The following is a 19,832-nucleotide window of genomic DNA, read 5'->3' as shown; positions in this document are numbered from 1 at the left end:
CCGCCGCCGAAGCCCCCTCGGGCGACGGACCGGGGTGGTGCGGGTCCCCCGACCTCGGAGGACCCGCACCACGACCTCAGACGCGGGTGAGCTGGAACTGCTGGTTCTGCCCGCTCCCGCACGGGTACTGCTTGAACTGGACGTTGGCCGTCGAACCGCTCGGCAGGTCGAGGCACTTGCCCGAGTGCCGGGCGACCAGCCGCGAGTAGCCCGACCCCGCGTCCACCAGCGACCACTGCTGGTTCTGCCCGGAGTTGCAGCTCCACTGCACGACGGCCGCGCCGTCGGCGGTGCTCGCGTCGCTCACGTCCACGCACTTGCCGGAGTGCCGGGCGACCAGCTGGTAGTAGTCGCCACCGGCCGCCTGCAGGCGGAACTGCTGGTTCGCGCCGCTGCCGCAGGTGTACTGCAGCACCGCCGCGCCGTCGGCCTGGCTGACGTCGGAGACGTCGAGGCACTTGCCGGAGTGCCGCACCGAGATGCGGTTGTACTGCGACGCGACCGCGCCGACCGTGCCCGCCGCCGTGTCGATGACGACCCGGTCGGCGTTCGACAGGGTCATCGAGGTGCCGCTCGGGAACGTGATCGGCAGCCAGACGTAGCTGGAGTCCCCGACCGGGCCGCCCCACGCACCGGCCCAGCGGTCGCCCATGTACAGGTAGGACGTCCCCTGGCTGCCCTGGATCGGCAGCACGTAAGCCGGTTGCGAGCGGAACGTGGTGGAGTCGCCGACGTTCTGCATGGCGCTCCACGGGCCGGACACGCTGGTGGCGGTGGCGTACTTCGCCTGGTTCGGCGACCAGCCCGTAGCCCCGGACGTGAGCATGAAGTAGACGCCGTTGCGCTTGAACAGCGCGGGCGCCTCGCGGTGGCCGCCCGGCCACGGGTTGCCGACCAGCTGCGCCACACCGCGGTAGTCGGCGCTGAGGCGGTAGATGTGCAGGTCGTAGTTCTCCCGCGCGGCCGAGATCATGTAAGCCGTGCCGTCGTCGTCCTTGTACAGCGTGATGTCGCGTGACATGTGCTGCCCGAGCGGCCGGAAGCTGCCCTGGTAGGTGTAGTTGCCGTCCACCGTGGACGAATACGCCACCGCCGCGCGCGCCTCGCCGTAGTGCTGGCCGTTCTCCCAGTGCATCCACATGACGTACTGCCCGGTGGACGCGTTGTAGACGACCTTCGGCCGTTCCACCCACGAGGTGCGCAGCTCCGCGTGGCTGTTCTGGGTGAGGACGTTGTTGCGGAACTCCCAGGTCTTCAGGTCGGTCGACCGGTAGACCGAGACGGCCCGGAACAGGTTGTCCGGGTGCCGGTTCTCGCCGAACCAGTAGTAGTAGGAGCCGACCTTGATCACGCCGCCGCCGTGCGCTTGCACGAGGTTGCCGCCGGTGTCGGCGAACTGCACGCCGACGTCGACGGTGACGGGCGCGGCCTGCGCGACGCCGCCGGGCAGCAGGGTCGTGGCCAGGCCGATGGCCGCGGCGGTCAGCACCGCACGCCATCGCCGGTGGGACAAGCGGGACATCTGGACTCCTTTGTCCGGCCCACGGCGGGGAGGGACGGCCGGCGCACGGCGTGGGCCGGGCCCGCGCGCCGGCGTCTCCACCACCCGCGGTGGGGTCAGCCGAGGACCCACTGCTGGTTGGCCTGGCCGTTGCAGGTCCACTGCCGGACCTCGGCGCCCGGTTCGGCGCCGGAGTTGTAGTTGTCCAGGCAGAGGCCGCTGTGCCGGTTGACCAGCGTCGTGGCGCCGTTGGTGGTGGTCAGCCGCCACTGCTGCACGGTCAGGCCGTTGCAGGTCCACTGCTGCACGACCGAACCGGGCGCGGTGGCGAAGTCCTTGTTGTCCAGGCACAGGCCGCTGTGGCCGTTGGCGACGGTGTAGTAGCCGGAGCCGACCGCGGTCAGGTACCACTGCTGCACGGGCTCGGTGTTGCACGTCCACTGCCGCACTTCCGCGCCCGGCGTGGTGACGAACTCGTAGTCGTCCAGGCAGAGGCCGCTGTGCTGGTTGCGGATGCGCACCCGGGCGCCGGACCCGCCGGTCTCCCCCGAAGGCCCGGCCAGGACGGTGGAGGTGGACACGGGGACGCCCAGGTTCGGGGTGCCGTCGGCGTTCCAGGAGACCTTCTGCACCCGGGTCGTCCTGGTCGTGCCGCAGCCCTGCGAGGCCGAGGAGTTCGCGTGGTAGGCGATCCAGGTCTCCGTGCCGTCCGGCGAGGTGAAGAACGAGTGGTGGCCGGGCCCGTAGACGCCGTTGGCGTCGCTGCGCTGGAAGATCGGGTTGGCGAACTTGGTCCACGACGACGCGGCGAGCGGGTCGCCGCCCCGGTACTCCAGCATGCCCAGCTTGTAGTCGGCCGTGCCGCAGTAACTGGCCGAGTAGGTCAGGAACGTGCGGCCGCCGCGCTGCAGGGCGAACGAGCCCTCGTTGACCGGCTGGCCCTGCCGCTCCCACGCCAGCGTCGGCGCCGAGATCCGGGTGCCGAAGGCCGACACCGAGGTCGGGCTGCTCATGGGCGCGATGTAGATCGACTGCAACCCGTCGGCGTGGAAGGCCGAGTAGTGGAAGTACAGCGCGCCGTTGAGCTTGAGCACCGCGCCGTCGATCGCCCAGCCGTTGTTCGGCATCAGGTTCAGGATGCCCCGGTAGGTGTACGGCCCGGCCGGGTCGTTCGCGGCGCTCTCCAGCACGTGGGTGCGCCGGGGCGCGCCGGACAGCTCCACGGAGTAGTAGAGGTACCAGCGGTTGTTGATCTGCTCCAGGTGTGGGGCCCACATCGTGGTGCCGGAGGCGCGGTGCACCACCTGCTCCGGGGCGCTGCGCAGCCCGGCGATGGTGGACGACCGGCGCATCACGATGTTCGAGGTCCACGTCGTGGCCACGTAGTAGTACTGGCCGTTGTGCTGCACCAACGTCGGGTCGGCGCTGTTGGGCGCGGGCACGACCGGGTTGCTGAACGACGGGCCGGGCGCGGCCTCGGCGCGGTGCTGGACCGCCGCGGTCAGGGACAGGGCGGCGAGGAGGGCGGCGAGGACCGGCAGGAGCCGTCCCCTCCGGTGTGCGAGCGACATCGGGCACTCCTGGTGGCAGGGATGGGCTGCGGGCGGTCAGGCCGGACGGGTCGACGGGGCGGCGGTGATCCGGTGCGAGCGGGTCGGCTCCATCGCCTCTCCTGTTCTCGGAGGTGGTGGCCCGGCCCCCGGCGCGGGCGCCGTTGAGCCGTCCGGCGGACAGCGGCCATCGCGGGATGCGCGCGGCGGGCGGCACCCCGGTGATGTTTGCGTTAACACGCGGCGGCTCAGCTAGTGTGTGAGCTGGCACACGATGGTGTCAAGAGGTCGTTCACATGAATGAAATCGGCCCGGGAAGACGGATCGGCTGTGATGTTAGCGCTCACAGCCATTCACAACGGCGGCCCGCCGCATCGAAGAGGTCCCGGCCGCGAGCGGCTGGGCGACCGGCCGCGGTCAGACCCGGACCTGGTCGAGCACCAGGCGCACCGCCTCGGCCAGGGTGGCCGGCCGCCGCACGGACGCGGGCAGCGGGCAGCCGTCCCAGCCGGGGCCGGCGGCCACCACGACCGTGTCGACGCCGCGGCGCAGCTCTTCGAGCGGCACGGCGGCGGCCAGGTCGGTGTGGTGCGCCCAGATCACCGTGACGGCCGGGCGCAGGCGTTCCAGCGCGTCGCACAACGCCGTCGTCGGCACGCGCGCGCCCAGGCTGCGCCACCGCTGGTCCTCTTCGGACAGCGCGGCGCCCAGGGCTTCCAGCGCCAGCGTGTGCTGCTCGTCCGGCGCGCACGACAGCAGCGCGGTCAGCCCGCCCTCGCCGGTCGGGTACGGCACGGCCCGCAGCGCGTGCAGCAGGCCGGCGCTGGCCAGGTGCTCCACCTCGACCCCGGCGCCGCGCCGCTCCACCCGGTCGCCCAGCTCGACCAGGCACGGCGCGAGCACCGACTGCCACGCCGCCACGACGCCGTGCCCGGCGATCAGGTCCACCGCCAGCCGGTGCATCAGCGGCTCGTCCAGCCGGTCGGCGGCGGTGAGGAAGCCGCGCCGGGCGGCCTTGGCGGCGGTCGCGGTGAGCGCGGGCCTGACCGGCTCCGGCCGGTCCGGGACCGGTTGGCGGGCCTGCTCGGCGGCCTGCGCGGGTGCGACGCCCCGCGCGGTGAGCGCGACCATCCGCCGCAGCTGCTCGACCTCGTCGGCGCGGTAGCGGCGGTGACCGCCCGCCGTGCGGCCGGACGGCCCCAGTTGGTAGCGCTGGTCCCAGGTGCGGAGCGTGGTGGGCGAGATGCCGAGCATCGCCGCGACCGCGCGGGGTGTCCAGCTCATAGACTCCCGGCTCACTTCCTGGCGCGTTCGGAGAGCATAGCCCTCAGCTCGCTCTCACCGAGGCCGCCCCAGATGCCGAATGTCTCGTGCACCTCCAGCGCGTGCTCCCGGCACTCCCGCATCACCGGGCACCGCCGGCAGATGGCCTTGGCCATCGCCTCGCGCTGCTCACGAGCGGCGCCGCGCTCGTTGGGCGTGTGGAAGAAGTAGGTGCTGTCCATGCCGCGGCACAGACCGGACATCTGCCAGTCCCAGGACTCGGTGACGGGGCGGGGGAGTCGGGAGAGCTCGGGCATGGCGCACGTCCTCTTCGAGTCGACTGCGGGGTGCTGTCGTGCCCACCCTAAAATCGACTCAAAACCGATGCAACTCGACCAGGTCAGCCGGGGAACTCACCCCGCGACCGGAGCGCGTGCCGGCGCTCGGCGTAGGCCAGGTCGTCGCGCCACAGCCGGGCGGCGGCCCAGCGCATCAGCGGCCGGATCGCCGGCGCCGCCCGCCTGACCAGCGGGAACCCCGGACGGGACGAGTGCGCGATGGTGGCCTCCACGACCGCCGTCCGCCCGTTGCCCAGCGGTGTGGCGTGCGTCTCGACCACGCTGCCCTCGCCCTCGCCGGCCACGATGTGCATCACCACCGTGCGCGGTTCGGGGCAGGCGAAGGCGGCGGTCACCGGCACGCCGAGCCGGCCCGCGACCCGGAACGTCACCTCGACCAGGAACCGGTCCTCCTCGTCGGTCGGCACCTCCAGCACCCGCAGGTTCGCGAACGAGTACGGGTGGAACCACGCCCCGTGCCACGGGTCGAGCCGGTTCGCGATCACGTCCTCGGGCTCGCAGCGGCCGATCAGCGTGGCGACCGCGTCCAGCGCCCCCTCGGGCGGGCGCGCCGGCAGGACCGGCCGGGGCAGCGGCTCCTCGCCGCCGACGTCGTCCAGCCGCACCCACACCAGCACGCCGTCGTCGTGCGCGGGGTACGGGCTCCACGCGCCGAACCGCTCGCCGCGCAGCGCGAGCCCGTGCCAGCGGCAGATCAGCGCGCCCCCGGCGACCGCGCCGTCGCACAGCGGCGCGCCCAGGTGCGGGCACGAGCCGGGACCGGCCAGCAGCTCGCCACCGGACCCGCGCCACAGCACCACCTCGCGGCCGGCGACCGCGCGGCCGAGCGGCTTGCCGCCCACGACGTCACGGCTCGCGCCGACCACGAACCAGTTGCCGGAGGGTCGGGCGGTGGCGCGCTTCAGCGCCGCCTCGATGAGCGCGGGCTTGGCGTCCCGCCACGTCGGTTCCTGCTTGGACCAGGCAGGACTGCTGAACGTGCGCAGCGGCAGGCGGTCTGGCATGGCTCTCCTCGGTGCGGGTCAGGCCGTGCGGGCGAGCACGGCCCTGGCGAACGCGGGCAGCGCGACGGCGAGCCGCCTGCCGTTCGACACCGCGACGCGCCGGGACAGCACGTCGCAGTCCACTTCCTCGACCAGGTCGAGGATCCGGCTGTAGAGCCGGTAGGCGGTGCTCACGCAGGGCCGCGACCGCGGCGCCAGCATCGCGATGCCGGGCAGGGCCCGCGCGTACACCTGGCGGGTGCGGTCGATCTGGTCGCGCAGCGCCGCCCTGATCCGGTCGTCGGTCCGGCCCGAGGCCCGCGCCCACAGCAGCCGCTCCCGGTCGACGTCGAAGGCCGCCAGCTCGTCGGCGGGCAGGTACACCCGGCCGCGGTCGAGGTCTTCGCCGACGTCGCGGATGAAGTTGGTGAGCTGGAACGCGACCCCGAGCGCGGCGGCGGCCGGTTCGGCCTCCTCCCGCGGCACGACCGTGCCGAGCACCGGCACCACCTGGAGGCCGATCACCGCCGCCGAGCCGTGCACGTACTGCGCCAGGTCCGCCCGCGTCGGGTAGTCGGTGACGGTCAGGTCCATCCGCATCGACGCCATGAAGTCGCCGAAGTGCTCGGTGGGGATGTCGTAGCGCCGGACGGTGTCCAGCAGGGCCGCGTAGACCGGGTCGGAGCTCGCGCCGCGCTCCAGGGCGGCGGCCAGCTCGGCGTCGGCCGCCGCCAGCCCCTCGACCTTCCGGTCCAGTCCACTGTGGACGTCGTCGACCACGTCGTCCACCCGCCGGGCGAACCCGTACAGCGCGTGCACGGCGGGCCGCTGGTCCGGGCTGAGCATCCTCGTCGCGAGGTAGTACGTGCGGCCGTGTTCGGCGTTGAGCGCGCGGCACCGCCGATAGGCGTCGCGCAGCGATGGGTCGGTGATGCCCGCGGCATCCAGTTCCCGGTCTGCGGACATGCGTTGGGCGTCCTTTCCCGATGGTCTCGGCTCAACGCTATGCGGGCGGCGGGCGGTCCGCACAACCAGTGCGCTCGTTGTGCGGACCGCGCGCGGCGCTGCTTAGCTCGGTCCACCAGATCCCGACCCGTCACGCGAGGGGACGACGATGTCGCTGTTGGCCGGCACTGGCACGCGCACGCCCACTCCCCCGGCCCCCGACTCGTTCACGACGCGGTTCGCCACCGCGCTGGACGACTTCTTCCGCACCCGGCCCGAGGTCGACGCCGCCCAGGAGCTGGCCGAGGAGGTGCGCGAGCTGGTCCTGGCGGGCGGCAAGCGGATCCGGCCGGCGTTCGCCTGGTGGGGCTGGCGCGCCGCGGGCGGCCGGGCGCACGGCGACGTGGCCGACGCCACCGTGCGCGCCCTGGTGTCGCTGGAGCTGCTCCAGTGCTGCGCCCTGGTCCACGACGACGTGATGGACCGCTCGGCGACCCGGCGCGGCAGGCCGGCCGCGCACGAGGCGTTCGCCGCGCGGCACCGGCGGTCCGGGTGGTCGGGCAGCTCCCGGCACTACGGCGACAGCGTCGCGGTGCTGGTCGGCGACCTCGCGCTGGCGTGGGCCGACGACGCGCTGGTGACCGCCGGGCTGCCCGGTCCCGCGCTGCAGCGCGCGTGGCGGCCGTGGCGGGAGATGCGGACCGAGATGATGGCGGGCCAGCACCTGGACCTGCTCTCCACCGCGTGCCGGGAGGAGTCGCTGGAGGTCGCGCTGCGGGTCGCGGCGCTGAAGACGGCCGCGTACACCGTCGAACGCCCGCTGCACCTCGGCGCGGCGCTCGCGGGCGCGCCCGCCGACGTGGTCGAGTGCCTGCGGGTGTTCGGCCGGGACGTCGGCGTGGCGTTCCAGCTGCGCGACGACCTGATCGGCGTGTTCGGCGACAGCGCGGTGACCGGCAAGCCCGTCGGCGAGGACCTGCGCGAGGGCAAGCGGACGCCGCTGGTGGCGATCGCCCTGGCCAGGGCCGCGGCGGCGGGCGACCACGCCGCGTCCCGGGTGCTGCACCGGTGCCTCGACGGCACGCCCGTCCCGGACGAGGTGGTCGACGCCGCCCGCGCGCTGCTGGTCGACCTCGGCGCGGTCGCGGCCGTCGAGGAGCACATCGAGGTGCTGGCCGCGAGCGGGCTGGCCGCGCTGGACCGGGCCGACGTCGACGACGACGCCCGCGCACACCTGGAGCGGCTGGCGGCCAGGGCCGTCCGCCGCCGCGACTGACGAGGAGAACGCCGTGGCGCACGTCGTGAAGGGCCGCACCGACTCGGTCGTCGTGGTCGGCGCCGGCCTGTCCGGCCTGTCCGCCGCGCTGCACCTGCGCGGCGCCGGGCACGAGGTGACGGTGCTGGAGCGGCACGGCCACCCCGGCGGCCTGGCGGGCAGGCTGGACGTGGCCGGGCACCGGATCGACACCGGGCCGACCGTGCTGACCATGCCGGAGCTGCTGGAGGACGCGGTCTCGGCGGTGGGCGCGCGCCTGTCCGACCACCTCGACCTGGTGCCGCTGCACCCGGCCTACCGCGCCTCGTTCGCCGACGGCAGCGCCCTCGACGTGCACACCGACGCCGCCGCGATGGAGCAGGCGGTCGGCGAGTTCGCCGGCGACCGGGAGGCCCGGGGCTACCGGGAGCTGCGCGCCTGGCTGACCCGGCTGTACCGGGTGGAGCGCGACCGGTTCATCGGCGCGAGCTTCGACTCGCCGCTGGACCTGGTCGGCCGCGACCTCGTCGCCCTCGCCCGGCTGGGCGGGTTCGGCTCGCTGGCGCGGGCGGTGGGCCGGTTCCTCCGGGACGACCGGCTGCGGCGCGTGTTCACGTTCCAGGCCCTGTACGCGGGGGTCTCCCCTTCCGACGCGCTCGCCGCCTACGGCGTGATCGCCTACATGGACACGGTGGCCGGCGTCTGGTTCCCGCGCGGCGGCATGCGGGCGGTGCCGCAGGCGCTGGCCGACGTGGCGGCGGCGGCCGGCGTGCGGTTCCACTACGACACCGAGGTCGTCTCGCTGGAGCGCACCGGCTCGCGGGTCGCCGCGGTCCGCACCACGACCGACCGCTTCCCCTGCGACGCGGTGGTGCTCGCCACGGGCCCGGCGCAGAGCACCCGGTTGCTGCGCGGCCGGCCGCGGCGGGTGCGCCCGCTGCGCTGGTCGCCGTCCGCGGTGGTGGTGCACCTCAGCTCGCCGCGGGTGGTGGACGGGACGGCGCACCACACCATCTCGTTCGGCTCCGAGTGGGAGGGCACGTTCGAGGAGATCATCCGGCGGGGGCGGTTGATGAGCGACCCGTCGCTGCTGCTCACCACGCCGACGGTGACCGATCCGCGGCTCGCGCCGGAGGGGCGGCACCTGCAGTACCTGCTGGCGCCGTGCCCGAACCTGGAGGCGGGCGCGATCCGGTGGGACTCGGTCGGCCCCCGGTACGCGGCGGAGGTGGTCGAGGAGGTGGTCTCGCGCAAGTTGGTCGACCCGGGCGCCGAGGTGCTGTCCGTGACGACGCCGGCGGACTGGGCCCGGGACGGGCAGGCGGCGGGCACGCCGTTCTCGGCCGCGCACACGTTCGGCCAGACCGGCCCGTTCCGGCCGCGCAACCTCCCGTTCCGGGAGGGGAACGTGGTGCTGGCGGGCAGCGGCACCACGCCGGGCGTGGGCATCCCGCCGGTGCTGATCTCCGGCAGGCTGGCCGCCGAGCGCCTTCGGCGGCCCGCGGGGTGAGGCGCCGACCTCCGGCTGTGAGCTGCGCGTCGTGATCCCGGTGAACGCACCCGACCTGCCGGAACCGCTCGCCGCGCCGCAGCGGTTCGCGGGCCGGCTGGAGGCCGAGGTCGTCTGCACCGACGTCCTGCTCCCCCTCGACCGGCCGTCGCCCGCGGTGGTCGCCGTCAGCCTGGCCGCCCGCGCGAGCGGCCTGTGGCCGGCCATCGCCGGCCTGCTGGCCCTGCGCCCCGGAGTCACCCGTCGCGCCGCGCGCCACGGCGTGATCGCGGTCGCCGCCGCCACCACCGCGGGCCACCTGCTCGGCCACCTCGTCCACCGCCGCCGCCCCGATGTCGCCGACGTGCCTGCCCGTCGGGCCCTGCCCGAACACCCCTCGTCCTCCGCCTTCCCCTCGGCCCACGCCGCCTCCACGGCGGCGTTCGCCACCGCGATCGCCCTGGGAGCCCCGGCCCTCGGCGCCCTGCTGACCCCGCCGGCCGCCCTGGTCGCCTACTCCCGCCTCCGCACCCGCGTGCACTGGCCGACCGACGTCCTGGGCGGCGCGCTGCTGGGCTCCGGCGCGGCCCTGCTCACCCGCCGCCTGTGCCGGTGAAGAGGGCGTGCTCCAGCTCGTCCGGAGCGCGATCCAGGTCCTCCGCCCACCGGGCGAGCAGGTCGCAGTAGCGCGCGTAGGTCCGAGCGGGCCACTGGCCCCCGCCGTGCAGCGAGGTCCAGCCGCAGTGATCACGGAGGGCGGCGGCCACCACCCGGTCGAGGATGAGGCACGGGTGCTCCGGCGCGCCGCCGCCGGCGAAGTGCAGGAACTTCGTGAGGAACGACGGGCCGAGCCCCGGCAGCGCGCCGCGCCCGTCCGACCACAGCACCGAGTACGCCCCGGCCGCGTCGTGCCGGGCTGCCTCGGCGGCCTCGACCAGCAGGCGCCGCGCCCGCGGCACGTCGGCGGCGATGCCGGTCAGCCTGCGGGCGTTCTGCCGGAGGTAGCGGCCCGACCCCCACGCCAGGGTCCGCCAGAGCAGCGTGAACACGTCGTCGGTCGACGCCCACACGTCGGCGCGGGTGAGGCTCGGGCCCGGTGGCGGCGTGCCGGGCAGGCCGCGGGAGGTGATCCCCCGGCGCCACCAGTCCGCGCGGATCTCGACCGGGTGCCCGGCGACGGCGGTCACGCGCGGTGCGGTCGGTGTCAGCCAGGCGGGCGGCACGAGGGTGGTCAGGTCGGTCATCGGCACACGGCGTGCATCGGTCCGGGCCGGTGGGCGTTACCTCGTGTCACCCCGCTGGTGAGCAGGGGGGTGCGGCGGCTCGAAGGTCGTGCCGGGTTCGGCGGGTTCGGCGGGGCGGGCGGGACGACCCCGGGCAACCGGGAGGCGGCCGGTTTCCGTCCTAGCGGTGTGAAGCCCCACAGCACGCACGCGCCGGCCGTCGTGACGGCGGTGCTCGCCGCGCTCCTCGGCCTGGTCGTGGCCTCCTGCGGCGCGCGGACCGCCACCGGGCCCGGCGACCCGGCCGCCACGACGACCGCCACGTCGACCCCGGTCGGCGCCCCGGCGCTCGACACCGCCGCCGCGCTCGTCCAACCCGTGCTGGAGGAGCGGTTCGCGGACTCCTTCGCGGGCCTGGAGGTGCGGCACGACGAACCCGCGCTGGTGGTCCACCGCCGCCCCGATCCGCGGCTGGACGCCGAAGTCACCCGGTTGGCGCCACACGTCCAGGTGATCTTCCGCGACGCCGAGCACACGCTGGTCGAGATGGTGGCCGCCGTGCGGCGGATCGAGGCGGACGAGGCGCACTGGCGCGACCTCGGCGTCCGCATCGTCACGATGGGCCCGGCCGTGGACGGTTCGGGCGTCGAGGTGCGGACGACGAGCGACCCCGCCGGCGTGCGGGAGCGGCTGGAGGCCCGCTACCCGGGCATGTCGTTCACCGTCGACGCCGGCCCGGCCGTCGTGCCGCCCACCCACTCCGGCTCGCTGCCGCCCGTCGACCGGCGGACCGCACCGCCGCCGAAGGACCTGGACCCGCCCCCGACCCGCTGACCGGGGCAGCGGTGAAGAGGTCCCCGACGTCGCGCTGAACTACGCTCGACGGGGTCGGGAGGAGTGGCTGTGACGGACGAGGAGCTGGTGGTCGAGTTCGCCCTGACCCGGCTGGACAACCCCGGTCTCGACCTGGAGGAGATCGCCGCGCTGGTGGTCCGGCGGGTCGGGCCGGACCGGATGCTCGACTTCGCCGCGCGCAACCTCGCCACCCGCGGCGAGCTGCGGGGCGCGGCCTTCCCCTCCGCCGTCGAGCACGTGCTGCGGGTGGTGCTGATGCTGCGCGGCCCCGCCGACTGAGCGTCAGACGCTGCGCAGCACCGAGGTGACGACGCCGAGCACGACCGCCCGGTCGCCGTCGATGTCCCGGTAGGACCGGTTGCGCGGCTCCAGGACCACGTGGCCGTTGCGCCGGCGGTAGACCTTCACGGTGGCCTCGCCGTCGATCATCGCGGCGACGATCTGGCCCGAGTGGGCCTCCTGCTGCTGCCGCACGACGACGATGTCGCCGTCGCAGATCGCGGCGTCCACCATCGAGTCGCCGCGCACCCGCAGGCCGAAGACGGTGCCGCGGCCGGTGAGCCCGCGCGGCAGCGTCAGCACGTCGTCCACGTGCTCCTCGGCCGCGATCGGGCTGCCCGCCGCGATGTGGCCGACCACCGGCACCGGCACCGAGTCGGACGGCTCGCGGTCCGCCGGCTCGCGCAGGAACAGCCGCACGTCGATCGGCCGCGACACCGTCCCGCCGCGCCGGAGGAAACCCTTCTCCTCCAGGGCGGCCAGGTGCTTCGACACCGAGGACGCCGACCGCAGGCCGACCGCGTCGCCGATCTGCCGGGTGCTCGGCGAGTAGCCGTGCCGGACGACCCAGTCCCGGATCGCCACCAGGATCCGCTGCTGCCGGGGCGGCAGCGCCGAGGTGTCCAGGTGCTCGAACGCGTCAAGATCGTCGTAGGCGGTCACCCACCGGATGATAGAGGGCGGGCGAGGCGGGTCGGGGGCCCGCCTCGCCCGCCGGGTCACCGCGCGCGGGCCTCCTCGGCGAGTTGTCGCAGTTCGGCCGTGCACATCATGAACCGGTCCGCGGGCAGGTGCTTCAGGTAGTGGCCCACGTCCCCGCCGAGCGCGAACACGTGCACCGGGACCCCGGCCTCGCGACCCGCCTCGACCGACTGCCGCAGCCCGGACAGCACGGCGGGGTGCCGGGTCTGGTACGAGGACGCGACCCGGTGGTTGCCCCGGTCCGCGGCGAGGTAGAACTGGGTCAGGTCCTTGGTGCCCATGAAGATCTCGCTGGCGCCGGCGGCGCAGAACCCGGCCGCCGAGTGCACCGCGGCCGGTGTCTCGACGAAGACCGACAGCGGCACGTCGTCGGGCAGGTCCAGCCGCTCCCGCAACCGCAGGAACTCGTCCTGGTCGTTGATGAACGGCACCGCGAAGCTCACCCGGCCCGCGTCGGGGCCCAGGTGCTCCCGGACGTGCGCCCGCAACGCCGCGAACGCGTGCGGGTAGTACGGCTCGTGCAGCAGCCACCGCGCGCCGTGCAGGCCGAGCTCCGGGTTGTCCTCGTGGTCGACGTCGACCACCGTGGTGATCTGCGCGGCGTCGTCCGACCTGAGGTCGAGCAGCCGCATCACCAGGCGCTGGCCCGGCAGCAGCTCCTTCACGATGGCGCACAGCTCCGCGCCGATGGCCGCGCCGTAGCGCTCGGCCTCGGGCACGCCGGCGCGCAGGGCGTCGAGCGGGCTGAGGCCGGACGAGAGGCAGACGAACTCCTCGCGGATGAAGAACGACGTCACCTGGTCGACCCGCGGGCTGATCGCGTTGGTCGACTGGATGTCGGTCGCGTCGGCGATGACCACGCAGACCGAGCGCAGGTCGTCCGGCGTGACGACGGGGAATTCCGCCGACGACGCCACGGGTTCGTGCTCCCCCAGGGTGACCGACTCGCGATCCGTTCGCACGGTCACCTGACCGACGATTCCGGCGAGTTCGGCGTTCGGGACCCTGAGCACCGGAATTCCGCGTGAGCGGCAAAGCGATTCCATGTGTCCGGTCCGGCCGCCGCTGGAGCAGATCACCGCGGCGGACTTGACGATGGTGTCGTACAGCTCGGGGCCGAGCGCTTCCACCACCAGCACCGAACCGGGCAGCGGTCTCCCGGTGTGGTTGGAGATGCCGCGAACGCTCGTCGACGGCGAACCGACGAGCAGGACTCCGGGAATCTCGCGCGGGCTCACGGCATCCTCCTACCGAATCCGTTCCGTGCGCGGACAGGGCGAACGAGTCGGCCTTCGCGCCGACCGCCGGGGCCGACGTCGGCACGCGCGACGTCGGCCCCGGGTTTGCGTCGAACATGGCGAGCCATGGCACGAGCGTCGCAGCACCCGGAGCCGCCGCGCATCTTCTCCAGTGCGAGGTGGTGGTCCGTTCGAGCCGATTCGCGACGGGCGGGACCGGTCCGCCCCGTCGTGGTCGGCTGCGCAATCACGAAGTAGTCGCCTCCGCCGGCCGCGCGCTACAAATGATCGGTGGTAAGGGGAATCGGATCAGGCGACCGGTTCCGCCGAGCCCTCCAACCCGAGTCCGAGCCGGAGGTCGCGCGGGGTCACCGAGAGGTCGGTCAGCTTCGCCGTGGCGGCGGCGTTGACGGCGAACCGCAACGCGCGGTCGGTCGGCGGCGACCCGCCGTCCCGGCTCACCACGTCGCGGACGCGCCGCAGGTCGCCCTCCAACCGGGTCGCCAGCGCGAGCCGGTCGTCCAGCCGCCGGGTGGCCATCCGGCGGACGTCGAGCATGACCGCGCGGGACACGGCCTCGCGCACCTCGGGGTTCGGCGCTTCGGCCAGCGACGCCGCGACCTCGGTGGCGCGGTCGTCGTAGCAGTTCTCCAGCCGGTGCAGGGTGGTGGCCGCCACCTCGACCGAGTGGTTCTTGATCGCGGCGAGGTTGAAGGTGAACGCGCCGGTCCGCCCGTTGCGGACGATCTCGTCGCCCTCGCGCGGGCTGCCGACCACCGAGATGGGGCCGGACGGCGTGCCGTCCGGGCCGAGCAGCCGGCCGCACGGGTCCACCTCGACGCCGCGCCCGGTGCGCCGGTGGGCGACCGCGAGGCCCTTGCGCAGCAGGCTCGACCACAGCGCCGAGTCGGCGCGCTCGTAGTTCGACTCGCGGCCGAAGTTCGACACGACCAGGTCTGCCTCGACGGTCACCGTCGAATCCGGGCCCGCGACGGTCAACTCCAGCGTGCCTCTGCCGGTGTCGTCGATCCGCTGCACCCGGCCGTTGGTGAGCACCACCCGGCCGCCTTCGCCCATGGCCGAGTCGACCACGTTCGTGGTGTACGCCATGGCGCTCACCCGCAATACCGCGAGCAGCGTCCCGTAGCCGTCGAGCAACGCGCGCAGCTCGTCCGTCGGAATCCGTTCCATGACCGCCGGGAGGTAGGGTTCCCACGCTTTTGCGACCCGTTCCGTCACGACCACCGGAGAAATTCCCGGGTGGTCGGCGGTGACCATCGCGCAGGCGCGTTCCCATTCTTCGCGGAATCGGCGGACGAATTCCTCGCGGCCTTCCCAGGTGTCGCGGAGGAGTTGCGGCGGCGGCAGTTCGAAAACCAGGTGCCGGTGGTCGTCCGGATAGGTGCGCGGCGTCAGGCCGGAACCGGAGATCAGGTGGATCCGGCCCTGGTGGCCGCGGCGCAGCAGGACCGTCGCCGAGTCGTACGCGCTGAGCAGCGTGCCGATGACGGCGACGACACCGTCCCGGTGGACGCCGAGAACGCGCTCGACACCGCTCTCGGAATACGGGTTGCGCACGAAAGCGGGGTGGTCGAGGACGTCGGCGGCGAATGCCGGGTGCTTGACCTCCAGCCCGGTCGCGAGCACGACGTGATCGGCTTCCAGGGTGGTCGGCCCGGCCTCGGCGCCGTCGGGCGCCGTCGCCGGCCCCGCCACGACGACCCGCGCGTGATCTGCGAAGACCTCGATGTCGACCGCTTCACCGTCGGTCTCGACCAGCGTCACGCCCGGCGCCGCCTCGCGGACGGCCTCGGCCAGCCGGCTCTCCAGGTAGTCGTGGTAGATCCGCCGCGGCGCGGGGCCGGACTCGGTGAACTCGAAGTTCCGCCACTCGTCGGGCCAGTCCGACCGGTCGGCCTCGCGATTGGCCCAACCGACGAAGTCGTCCACGTCCTCCCGGAATGCCGACATGCGGCCCGCCTGGATGTTGAACACGTGGTACCAGTGGTTGCTGTCGCGCTGGTACGCCACACCGGAACTGCGGTAGTCGGGGCGCCGCTCCAGGAGCACCACCTGTAATGGCTCGCGGGCGAACCGGAGGAGGCGGATGGCGGTAGCGGTACCGGCCAGTCCCGCTCCGACGACGACAACCCTGCGAAACCGGTCGAAGCTTTTCACCATGCCACCTCTGTCCCCTCCGGCACCGACGCGAGCGCCGTCGCGGAACGGGCGCGCGGCACCGGCCGCGACGTTCCGCGAAGCGCATTCGGGTGATCGCCAGTAGAATACCGGCGATCATGCGGGGTGAACAGCCGCGAAGGGAAAGCGGCTCAATCATTCCGAGAATTTCACGCCCGGTGACGGGGAGGTCGCGGGAAAGTGACCGCATTTTCCCGAAGGCGTTCCGACCTGGGCACTTGACAATTCATCCGCCAGGTGCGGGAACCGGCCCGGGGGCGTGGTCGGCAGGCGACCGCGGGACGCCGACGCCACCCGCGTCGGCGACCGCACGGCCACAGGGGGGCACGGACGCCGGTCAGGAACCGTTCGACCGCGGCGCGGCGGTCGACAGGATCGTCTCGGCCAGGCGCCGTGCCTGCTTCGCGGGACCGTTCGGGCCGAACGACTGACCCGAGGCGTGCACGCCGTCGAACACCAGCATGAGGTGGTCGGCCACCTCTTCCGGGTCCTCGACGTCGAGGCACGCGGTCATCTCGCCGATCCGGTCCCTGGTCCACGACTTCGCCGTGACGGCGTTGCGGTGCGCGGGCAGGTCCGTCTCGGGGAACTCGGCCAGCAACATCTGGAAGGTGCAGCCGCGGAACGTGGTGGCCGCCACCTGCTCGGAGACGATGTCGAAGACCGCCAGGAGCTGGTCGCGCGGATCGGGACCCGCGCCCTCGACGGCCTCGTCGAACCGGCGCCGGAAGTCGTAGTCGGCTTGCTCGATGTAGGCGCCGATCAGCTGGTCCTTGGAGGAGAACAGCCGGTAGAGGGTGGTCGGCGCGACACCGGCCTCGGCCGCGACGAGGTCGACACCCGTGGCTCGGATGCCCTTCTTGTAGAACAGGTCTCCGGCCACCTGGAGTACGTGGGACCGGGTCTCGGCAGCAGTTCGTTGCACGGTTCCCTCGTCGTTGCCATGTTAGGGGTGGTTCCCTATGGTACCCCTGCGGCGGAGTCCTCGCCATTGCCCGTTCACGCAGGTCAGAGGGGCCGAAGGGCGACGCGCCCGTCGAGGGCGGGTCGCTCGCCACCGGTCACCAAGGTAGGCGCGAGCGGGAACGGCCGGCAACCGGGCCCGGCCCTAGGCGGCGCGGTGGCCGGGGAGCCAGGCGGCCTGGCGCGAGGCGGGCACCGCGAACGGCAGCTCCACCACCGCGACCGGCCGGCCCGCCAGGTCGGCCGCGTCCAGCACCAGCACCCGGTCGCCGGCCGTGGCGACCACCCAGCCCTCGCCCTCCTCCTCGCCGCGCGGCACGAACACCGGCTGGCCGGGCACGACGCCGACCTCCCGCCGCCACGTGCAGCCGAACGCCACGTCGTGGCGGACGATCGCGGTGCCCGCCGCGCCGAAGACGTGGCGGTGCCGGCGGCCGGTCAGGCGGTCGTCCACGCGGGCGACGTCCATCGCGGGCAGGTCGATCCGGCGCACGCCGCCGGTGGCGAGGTCGAGCACGTGCCGGCGCAGCACGCCCGGCGCCCAGATGGCGTCCACGACCACGCGGCCGAGGTCTTCGTAGGCGTTGACCAGCGACAGGACCTCGCCCTCGCCGACCTCGAACCAGTGCGGCCGGCCGTAGGCGAGCAGGCCGATCCGGGCTGGGCCGGTGGCGGGACCGGAGTACGGGTCGCGCAGGCCGACCAGGTCGGCCGCGCGGCTGTAGCGGGGCGCCGAGTCGAAGACCACGACGAAGCGCTCCGTGACCCCGACCGCGCGCATCCGGGGCGCGCCGTCCAGCGGGAACGGCTCGGCGCGCAGCACCTCGCCGTCCGGGCCGAGCTGGACGTGCTCGGCGTACCCGAGGTCGGGGTGCGACATGGCCGTGTGCCAGACCTCGCCGTCGAACACCGGGCGGGCCATCGTGGCGCCGGCGGGCCGGTCGGCGGGCGCGAGCGCGGCCGGCCGGGCGCCGCGGTACCACCGCGCGCCGTCCGGCCCGAGCTGGACGCCCGAGACGCCGTACCTGCCGGACCATACGAGCGCACCGTCCACCGCGCCGGGCAGCGCACCCCGCACCACCAGCGCCTCCGCGACTTCCCGCACCGACGCGACCACGCCCATCACCCCGTCCAAGCGTTCCATAACACTGTCTTACTACTATTTATAGCGGCGTTATGGAACGCCGTCAAGGCGAGCCCCCCGGTGGTGGGGCGGCTCACGATCGACTCACCACCGGCGGGCTAGGCTGCGGCGCATGGCGAGGGGGCGGACCGCGGACGCGGCGCTGGCGCCCGGCGTCGGCCTGGTCGCCCTGGTCGGCCTGCTGGTGCAGTCGCACGGCGTCGACACGGCCGCCGAGTGGGCCGCGCTGCCGGTCGTGCTGCTCTCCTCCGCCGCGCTGTGGTGGCGGAGGCGGCGCCCGGTGCCGGTCGGCGTGCTGGCGCTGGCCGCCATCGCCGGGTACGGGGCGCTGCTGCACCAGCCCGGCCCGATCATGCTGGTCTTCGTCGTGGCGCTGTACACGCTGGTGGACGAGGGCCACCTGGCGGTCGCCATCGGGCTCGGCGCGGCGTCGGTGGTCGCGTTCGCCCTGGCCGACGACTTCGACCCGGCCGGCGACTCGATGAACGGGGCGACGCTGCTGCACGCGGGCTGGCTCGTCGCGGTGATCGTCGGCGTGACGCGCAACCGCCGCGCCTACCTCGCCGAGGCGCGGGCGCGGGCGGCGGCGGCCGAGCGGCGGGTGGAGGAGGAGGCGCGGCGGCGGGCCACCGAGGAGCGGTTGCGCATCGCCCGCGAGCTGCACGACGTGGTCGGGCACCACCTGTCGCTGATCAACGTGCAGGCCAGTGCCGCGCTGCACCGCCCGGACCCGGACCGGACCGAGCAGGCGCTGACCGCGATCAAGCAGACGAGCAAGGAGACGCTGCGCGAGTTGCGCACCGCGCTGGGCGTGCTGCGGCAGCAGGACGGTGCGAGGCCCGGCCTGGACCGCCTGGCCGACCTCGTCACGACGGCCGGGCGGTCCGGGCTGGCGATCCGCACCGAGCTGGCCGAGACCCGCCCCCTGCCGCCGGAGGTGGACCTGGCGGCGTACCGGATCGTGCAGGAGGCGCTGACCAACGTGGCGCGGCACGCCGGCGCGACCACCGCCGTGGTCCGGGTCCGACCCGAGCGGGAGGACGTCGTGGTGGAGGTCGAGGACGACGGCGCGGGCGAGCCGGGCGAGCCGGGCAACGGCATCCTCGGGATGCGCGAGCGGGCCCAGGCGCTGGGCGGCTCGCTGACCGCGGGCCGCGGCCCGGGCGGCGGCTTCCGGGTGCGGGCGCGGCTGCCGCTGGGGGCGCGGGCGTGATCCGGGTGCTGCTCGCCGACGACCAGAACCTGGTCCGCGCCGGCTTCCGCTCGATCCTGGACGGCGAGGACGGCATCGGCGTGGTCGGCGAGGCGGGTGACGGGGCGGAGGCCGTGCGGCTGGCCCGGCGGCTGCGGCCGGACGTCGTGCTGATGGACGTCCGGATGCCCGCGCTGGACGGCCTGGCCGCCACCAGGGAGATCACCGCGAGCACGGACGCCCGGGTCGTCATCCTGACCACGTTCGACCTGGACGACTACGTCCACGGCGCGCTGCGCGCGGGCGCGAGCGGGTTCCTGGTGAAGGACACCGAGCCGGCCGAGCTGATCCACGGCGTCCGGGTGGTGGCCCGCGGTGACGCGCTGATCGCGCCGGCGATCACCCGGCGCCTGATCGCCGAGTTCGCCGCACGGGCCGCCCACCCGGACCCGGGACCGCGGTTGAGCGCGCTCACCGAGCGGGAGCGCGAGGTGATGGCCCTGGTCGCGGCGGGCCTGTCGAACGACGAGATCGCGGCCCGGCTGGTGCTGAGCCCGGCCACCGCCAAGACCCACGTCAGCCGGATCATGACCAAGACCGGGGTCCGCGACCGGGCGCAGCTGGTGATCCTCGCCTACGAGTCGGGCCTGACCCTGCCGGGCTGGCTCGCCGGCTGACCGGGGCGGCCACCC

19 protein-coding genes are annotated in these 19,832 nt (G+C 74.1%); 7 read left to right on the top strand and 12 right to left on the bottom strand.

Translation table 11 applies throughout. The features are described from left to right. Positions 1 to 76: 76 nt before the first annotated feature. From AB0F89_RS19810 to AB0F89_RS19785, 6 genes are all read right to left on the bottom strand, one after another. Positions 77 to 1,522: an RICIN domain-containing protein gene (locus tag AB0F89_RS19810; protein ID WP_367138277.1), complete on the bottom strand. Its 1,446-nt coding sequence runs from the start codon at positions 1,520 to 1,522 to the stop codon at positions 77 to 79. A gap of 95 nt (positions 1,523 to 1,617) precedes the next feature. After that, positions 1,618 to 3,072, bottom strand: coding sequence for a family 43 glycosylhydrolase (locus tag AB0F89_RS19805; RefSeq protein ID WP_367138275.1), 1,455 nt, complete (start codon positions 3,070 to 3,072; stop codon positions 1,618 to 1,620). Between the two features lie 396 nt (positions 3,073 to 3,468). Further along, complete coding sequence (locus AB0F89_RS19800) at positions 3,469 to 4,335, bottom strand: MerR family transcriptional regulator (RefSeq protein ID WP_367138273.1); 867 nt, start codon at positions 4,333 to 4,335, stop codon at positions 3,469 to 3,471. An 11-nt stretch (positions 4,336 to 4,346) separates the two neighbouring features. Then, positions 4,347 to 4,631, bottom strand: a complete 285-nt coding sequence (locus tag AB0F89_RS19795; RefSeq protein ID WP_367138272.1) for a WhiB family transcriptional regulator — start codon at positions 4,629 to 4,631, stop codon at positions 4,347 to 4,349. A gap of 83 nt (positions 4,632 to 4,714) precedes the next feature. Next, positions 4,715 to 5,677 (bottom strand): DUF5914 domain-containing protein, encoded by a 963-nt coding sequence (locus AB0F89_RS19790; RefSeq protein ID WP_367138271.1) that lies wholly within the window; start codon positions 5,675 to 5,677, stop codon positions 4,715 to 4,717. Between the two features lie 18 nt (positions 5,678 to 5,695). After that, positions 5,696 to 6,622, bottom strand: coding sequence for a phytoene/squalene synthase family protein (locus AB0F89_RS19785; protein WP_367138268.1), 927 nt, complete (start codon positions 6,620 to 6,622; stop codon positions 5,696 to 5,698). Positions 6,623 to 6,770: 148 nt separating this feature from the next. Between AB0F89_RS19785 and AB0F89_RS19780 the strand changes: the two genes are divergently transcribed. The 3 genes from AB0F89_RS19780 to AB0F89_RS19770 are packed head-to-tail and all read left to right on the top strand — an operon-like array spanning position 6,771 to position 9,961. Next, the gene (locus AB0F89_RS19780; RefSeq protein ID WP_367138266.1) at positions 6,771 to 7,877 is read left to right on the top strand and encodes a polyprenyl synthetase family protein; all 1,107 of its coding nucleotides are present in this window, start codon (positions 6,771 to 6,773) and stop codon (positions 7,875 to 7,877) included. 13 nt (positions 7,878 to 7,890) lie between these two features. After that, positions 7,891 to 9,366 carry a phytoene desaturase family protein gene (gene crtI / locus AB0F89_RS19775; protein WP_367138264.1) on the top strand — a complete coding sequence of 492 codons (1,476 nt, stop codon included), beginning with the start codon at positions 7,891 to 7,893 and terminating at the stop codon, positions 9,364 to 9,366. Between the two features lie 40 nt (positions 9,367 to 9,406). Beyond that, positions 9,407 to 9,961, top strand: coding sequence for a phosphatase PAP2 family protein (locus AB0F89_RS19770; RefSeq protein WP_367138262.1), 555 nt, complete (start codon positions 9,407 to 9,409; stop codon positions 9,959 to 9,961). On the opposite strand, the gene AB0F89_RS19765 is transcribed toward AB0F89_RS19770, so the two are convergent. Beyond that, the gene (locus AB0F89_RS19765) at positions 9,939 to 10,589 is read right to left on the bottom strand and encodes a hypothetical protein (RefSeq protein WP_367138260.1); all 651 of its coding nucleotides are present in this window, start codon (positions 10,587 to 10,589) and stop codon (positions 9,939 to 9,941) included. The genes AB0F89_RS19770 and AB0F89_RS19765 overlap by 23 nt on opposite strands. A 57-nt stretch (positions 10,590 to 10,646) precedes the next feature. On the opposite strand from AB0F89_RS19765, the gene AB0F89_RS19760 reads away from it, so the two are divergent. Continuing rightward, positions 10,647 to 11,402, top strand: a complete 756-nt coding sequence (locus tag AB0F89_RS19760; RefSeq protein ID WP_367138258.1) for a hypothetical protein — start codon at positions 10,647 to 10,649, stop codon at positions 11,400 to 11,402. 69 nt (positions 11,403 to 11,471) lie between these two features. Then, the gene (locus AB0F89_RS19755; RefSeq protein ID WP_367138257.1) at positions 11,472 to 11,702 is read left to right on the top strand and encodes a hypothetical protein; all 231 of its coding nucleotides are present in this window, start codon (positions 11,472 to 11,474) and stop codon (positions 11,700 to 11,702) included. Between the two features lie 3 nt (positions 11,703 to 11,705). Here AB0F89_RS19755 and lexA read toward each other — a convergent pair whose 3' ends face one another. From lexA to AB0F89_RS19730, 5 genes are all read right to left on the bottom strand, one after another. Beyond that, entirely contained in the window at positions 11,706 to 12,365 is a 660-nt protein-coding gene (gene lexA, locus AB0F89_RS19750) for a transcriptional repressor LexA (RefSeq protein ID WP_367138255.1), read from the bottom strand. Between the two features lie 56 nt (positions 12,366 to 12,421). Further along, positions 12,422 to 13,642 (bottom strand): putative PEP-binding protein, encoded by a 1,221-nt coding sequence (locus AB0F89_RS19745; protein ID WP_367138253.1) that lies wholly within the window; start codon positions 13,640 to 13,642, stop codon positions 12,422 to 12,424. Between the two features lie 309 nt (positions 13,643 to 13,951). Then, positions 13,952 to 15,823, bottom strand: a complete 1,872-nt coding sequence (locus tag AB0F89_RS19740) for an FAD/NAD(P)-binding protein (protein ID WP_367138251.1) — start codon at positions 15,821 to 15,823, stop codon at positions 13,952 to 13,954. Positions 15,824 to 16,178: 355 nt separating this feature from the next. Next, positions 16,179 to 16,766, bottom strand: a complete 588-nt coding sequence (locus AB0F89_RS19735) for a TetR/AcrR family transcriptional regulator (RefSeq protein WP_367138249.1) — start codon at positions 16,764 to 16,766, stop codon at positions 16,179 to 16,181. A 183-nt stretch (positions 16,767 to 16,949) separates the two neighbouring features. Continuing rightward, entirely contained in the window at positions 16,950 to 17,948 is a 999-nt protein-coding gene (locus tag AB0F89_RS19730) for a carotenoid oxygenase family protein (RefSeq protein ID WP_367138247.1), read from the bottom strand. A 112-nt stretch (positions 17,949 to 18,060) separates the two neighbouring features. Between AB0F89_RS19730 and AB0F89_RS19725 the strand changes: the two genes are divergently transcribed. Both AB0F89_RS19725 and AB0F89_RS19720 read left to right on the top strand, forming a co-directional pair. Further along, the gene (locus AB0F89_RS19725; protein ID WP_367138245.1) at positions 18,061 to 19,161 is read left to right on the top strand and encodes a sensor histidine kinase; all 1,101 of its coding nucleotides are present in this window, start codon (positions 18,061 to 18,063) and stop codon (positions 19,159 to 19,161) included. Beyond that, positions 19,158 to 19,817 (top strand): response regulator, encoded by a 660-nt coding sequence (locus tag AB0F89_RS19720; protein WP_367138243.1) that lies wholly within the window; start codon positions 19,158 to 19,160, stop codon positions 19,815 to 19,817. Before AB0F89_RS19725 ends, AB0F89_RS19720 begins: the two co-directional genes overlap by 4 nt. Positions 19,818 to 19,832 lie beyond the last annotated feature (15 nt).

The organism is Saccharothrix sp. HUAS TT1, from assembly GCF_040744945.1.
Classification (GTDB): Bacteria; Actinomycetota; Actinomycetes; order Mycobacteriales; family Pseudonocardiaceae; genus Actinosynnema.
This window is presented reverse-complemented; position numbering and strand designations above follow the sequence as displayed.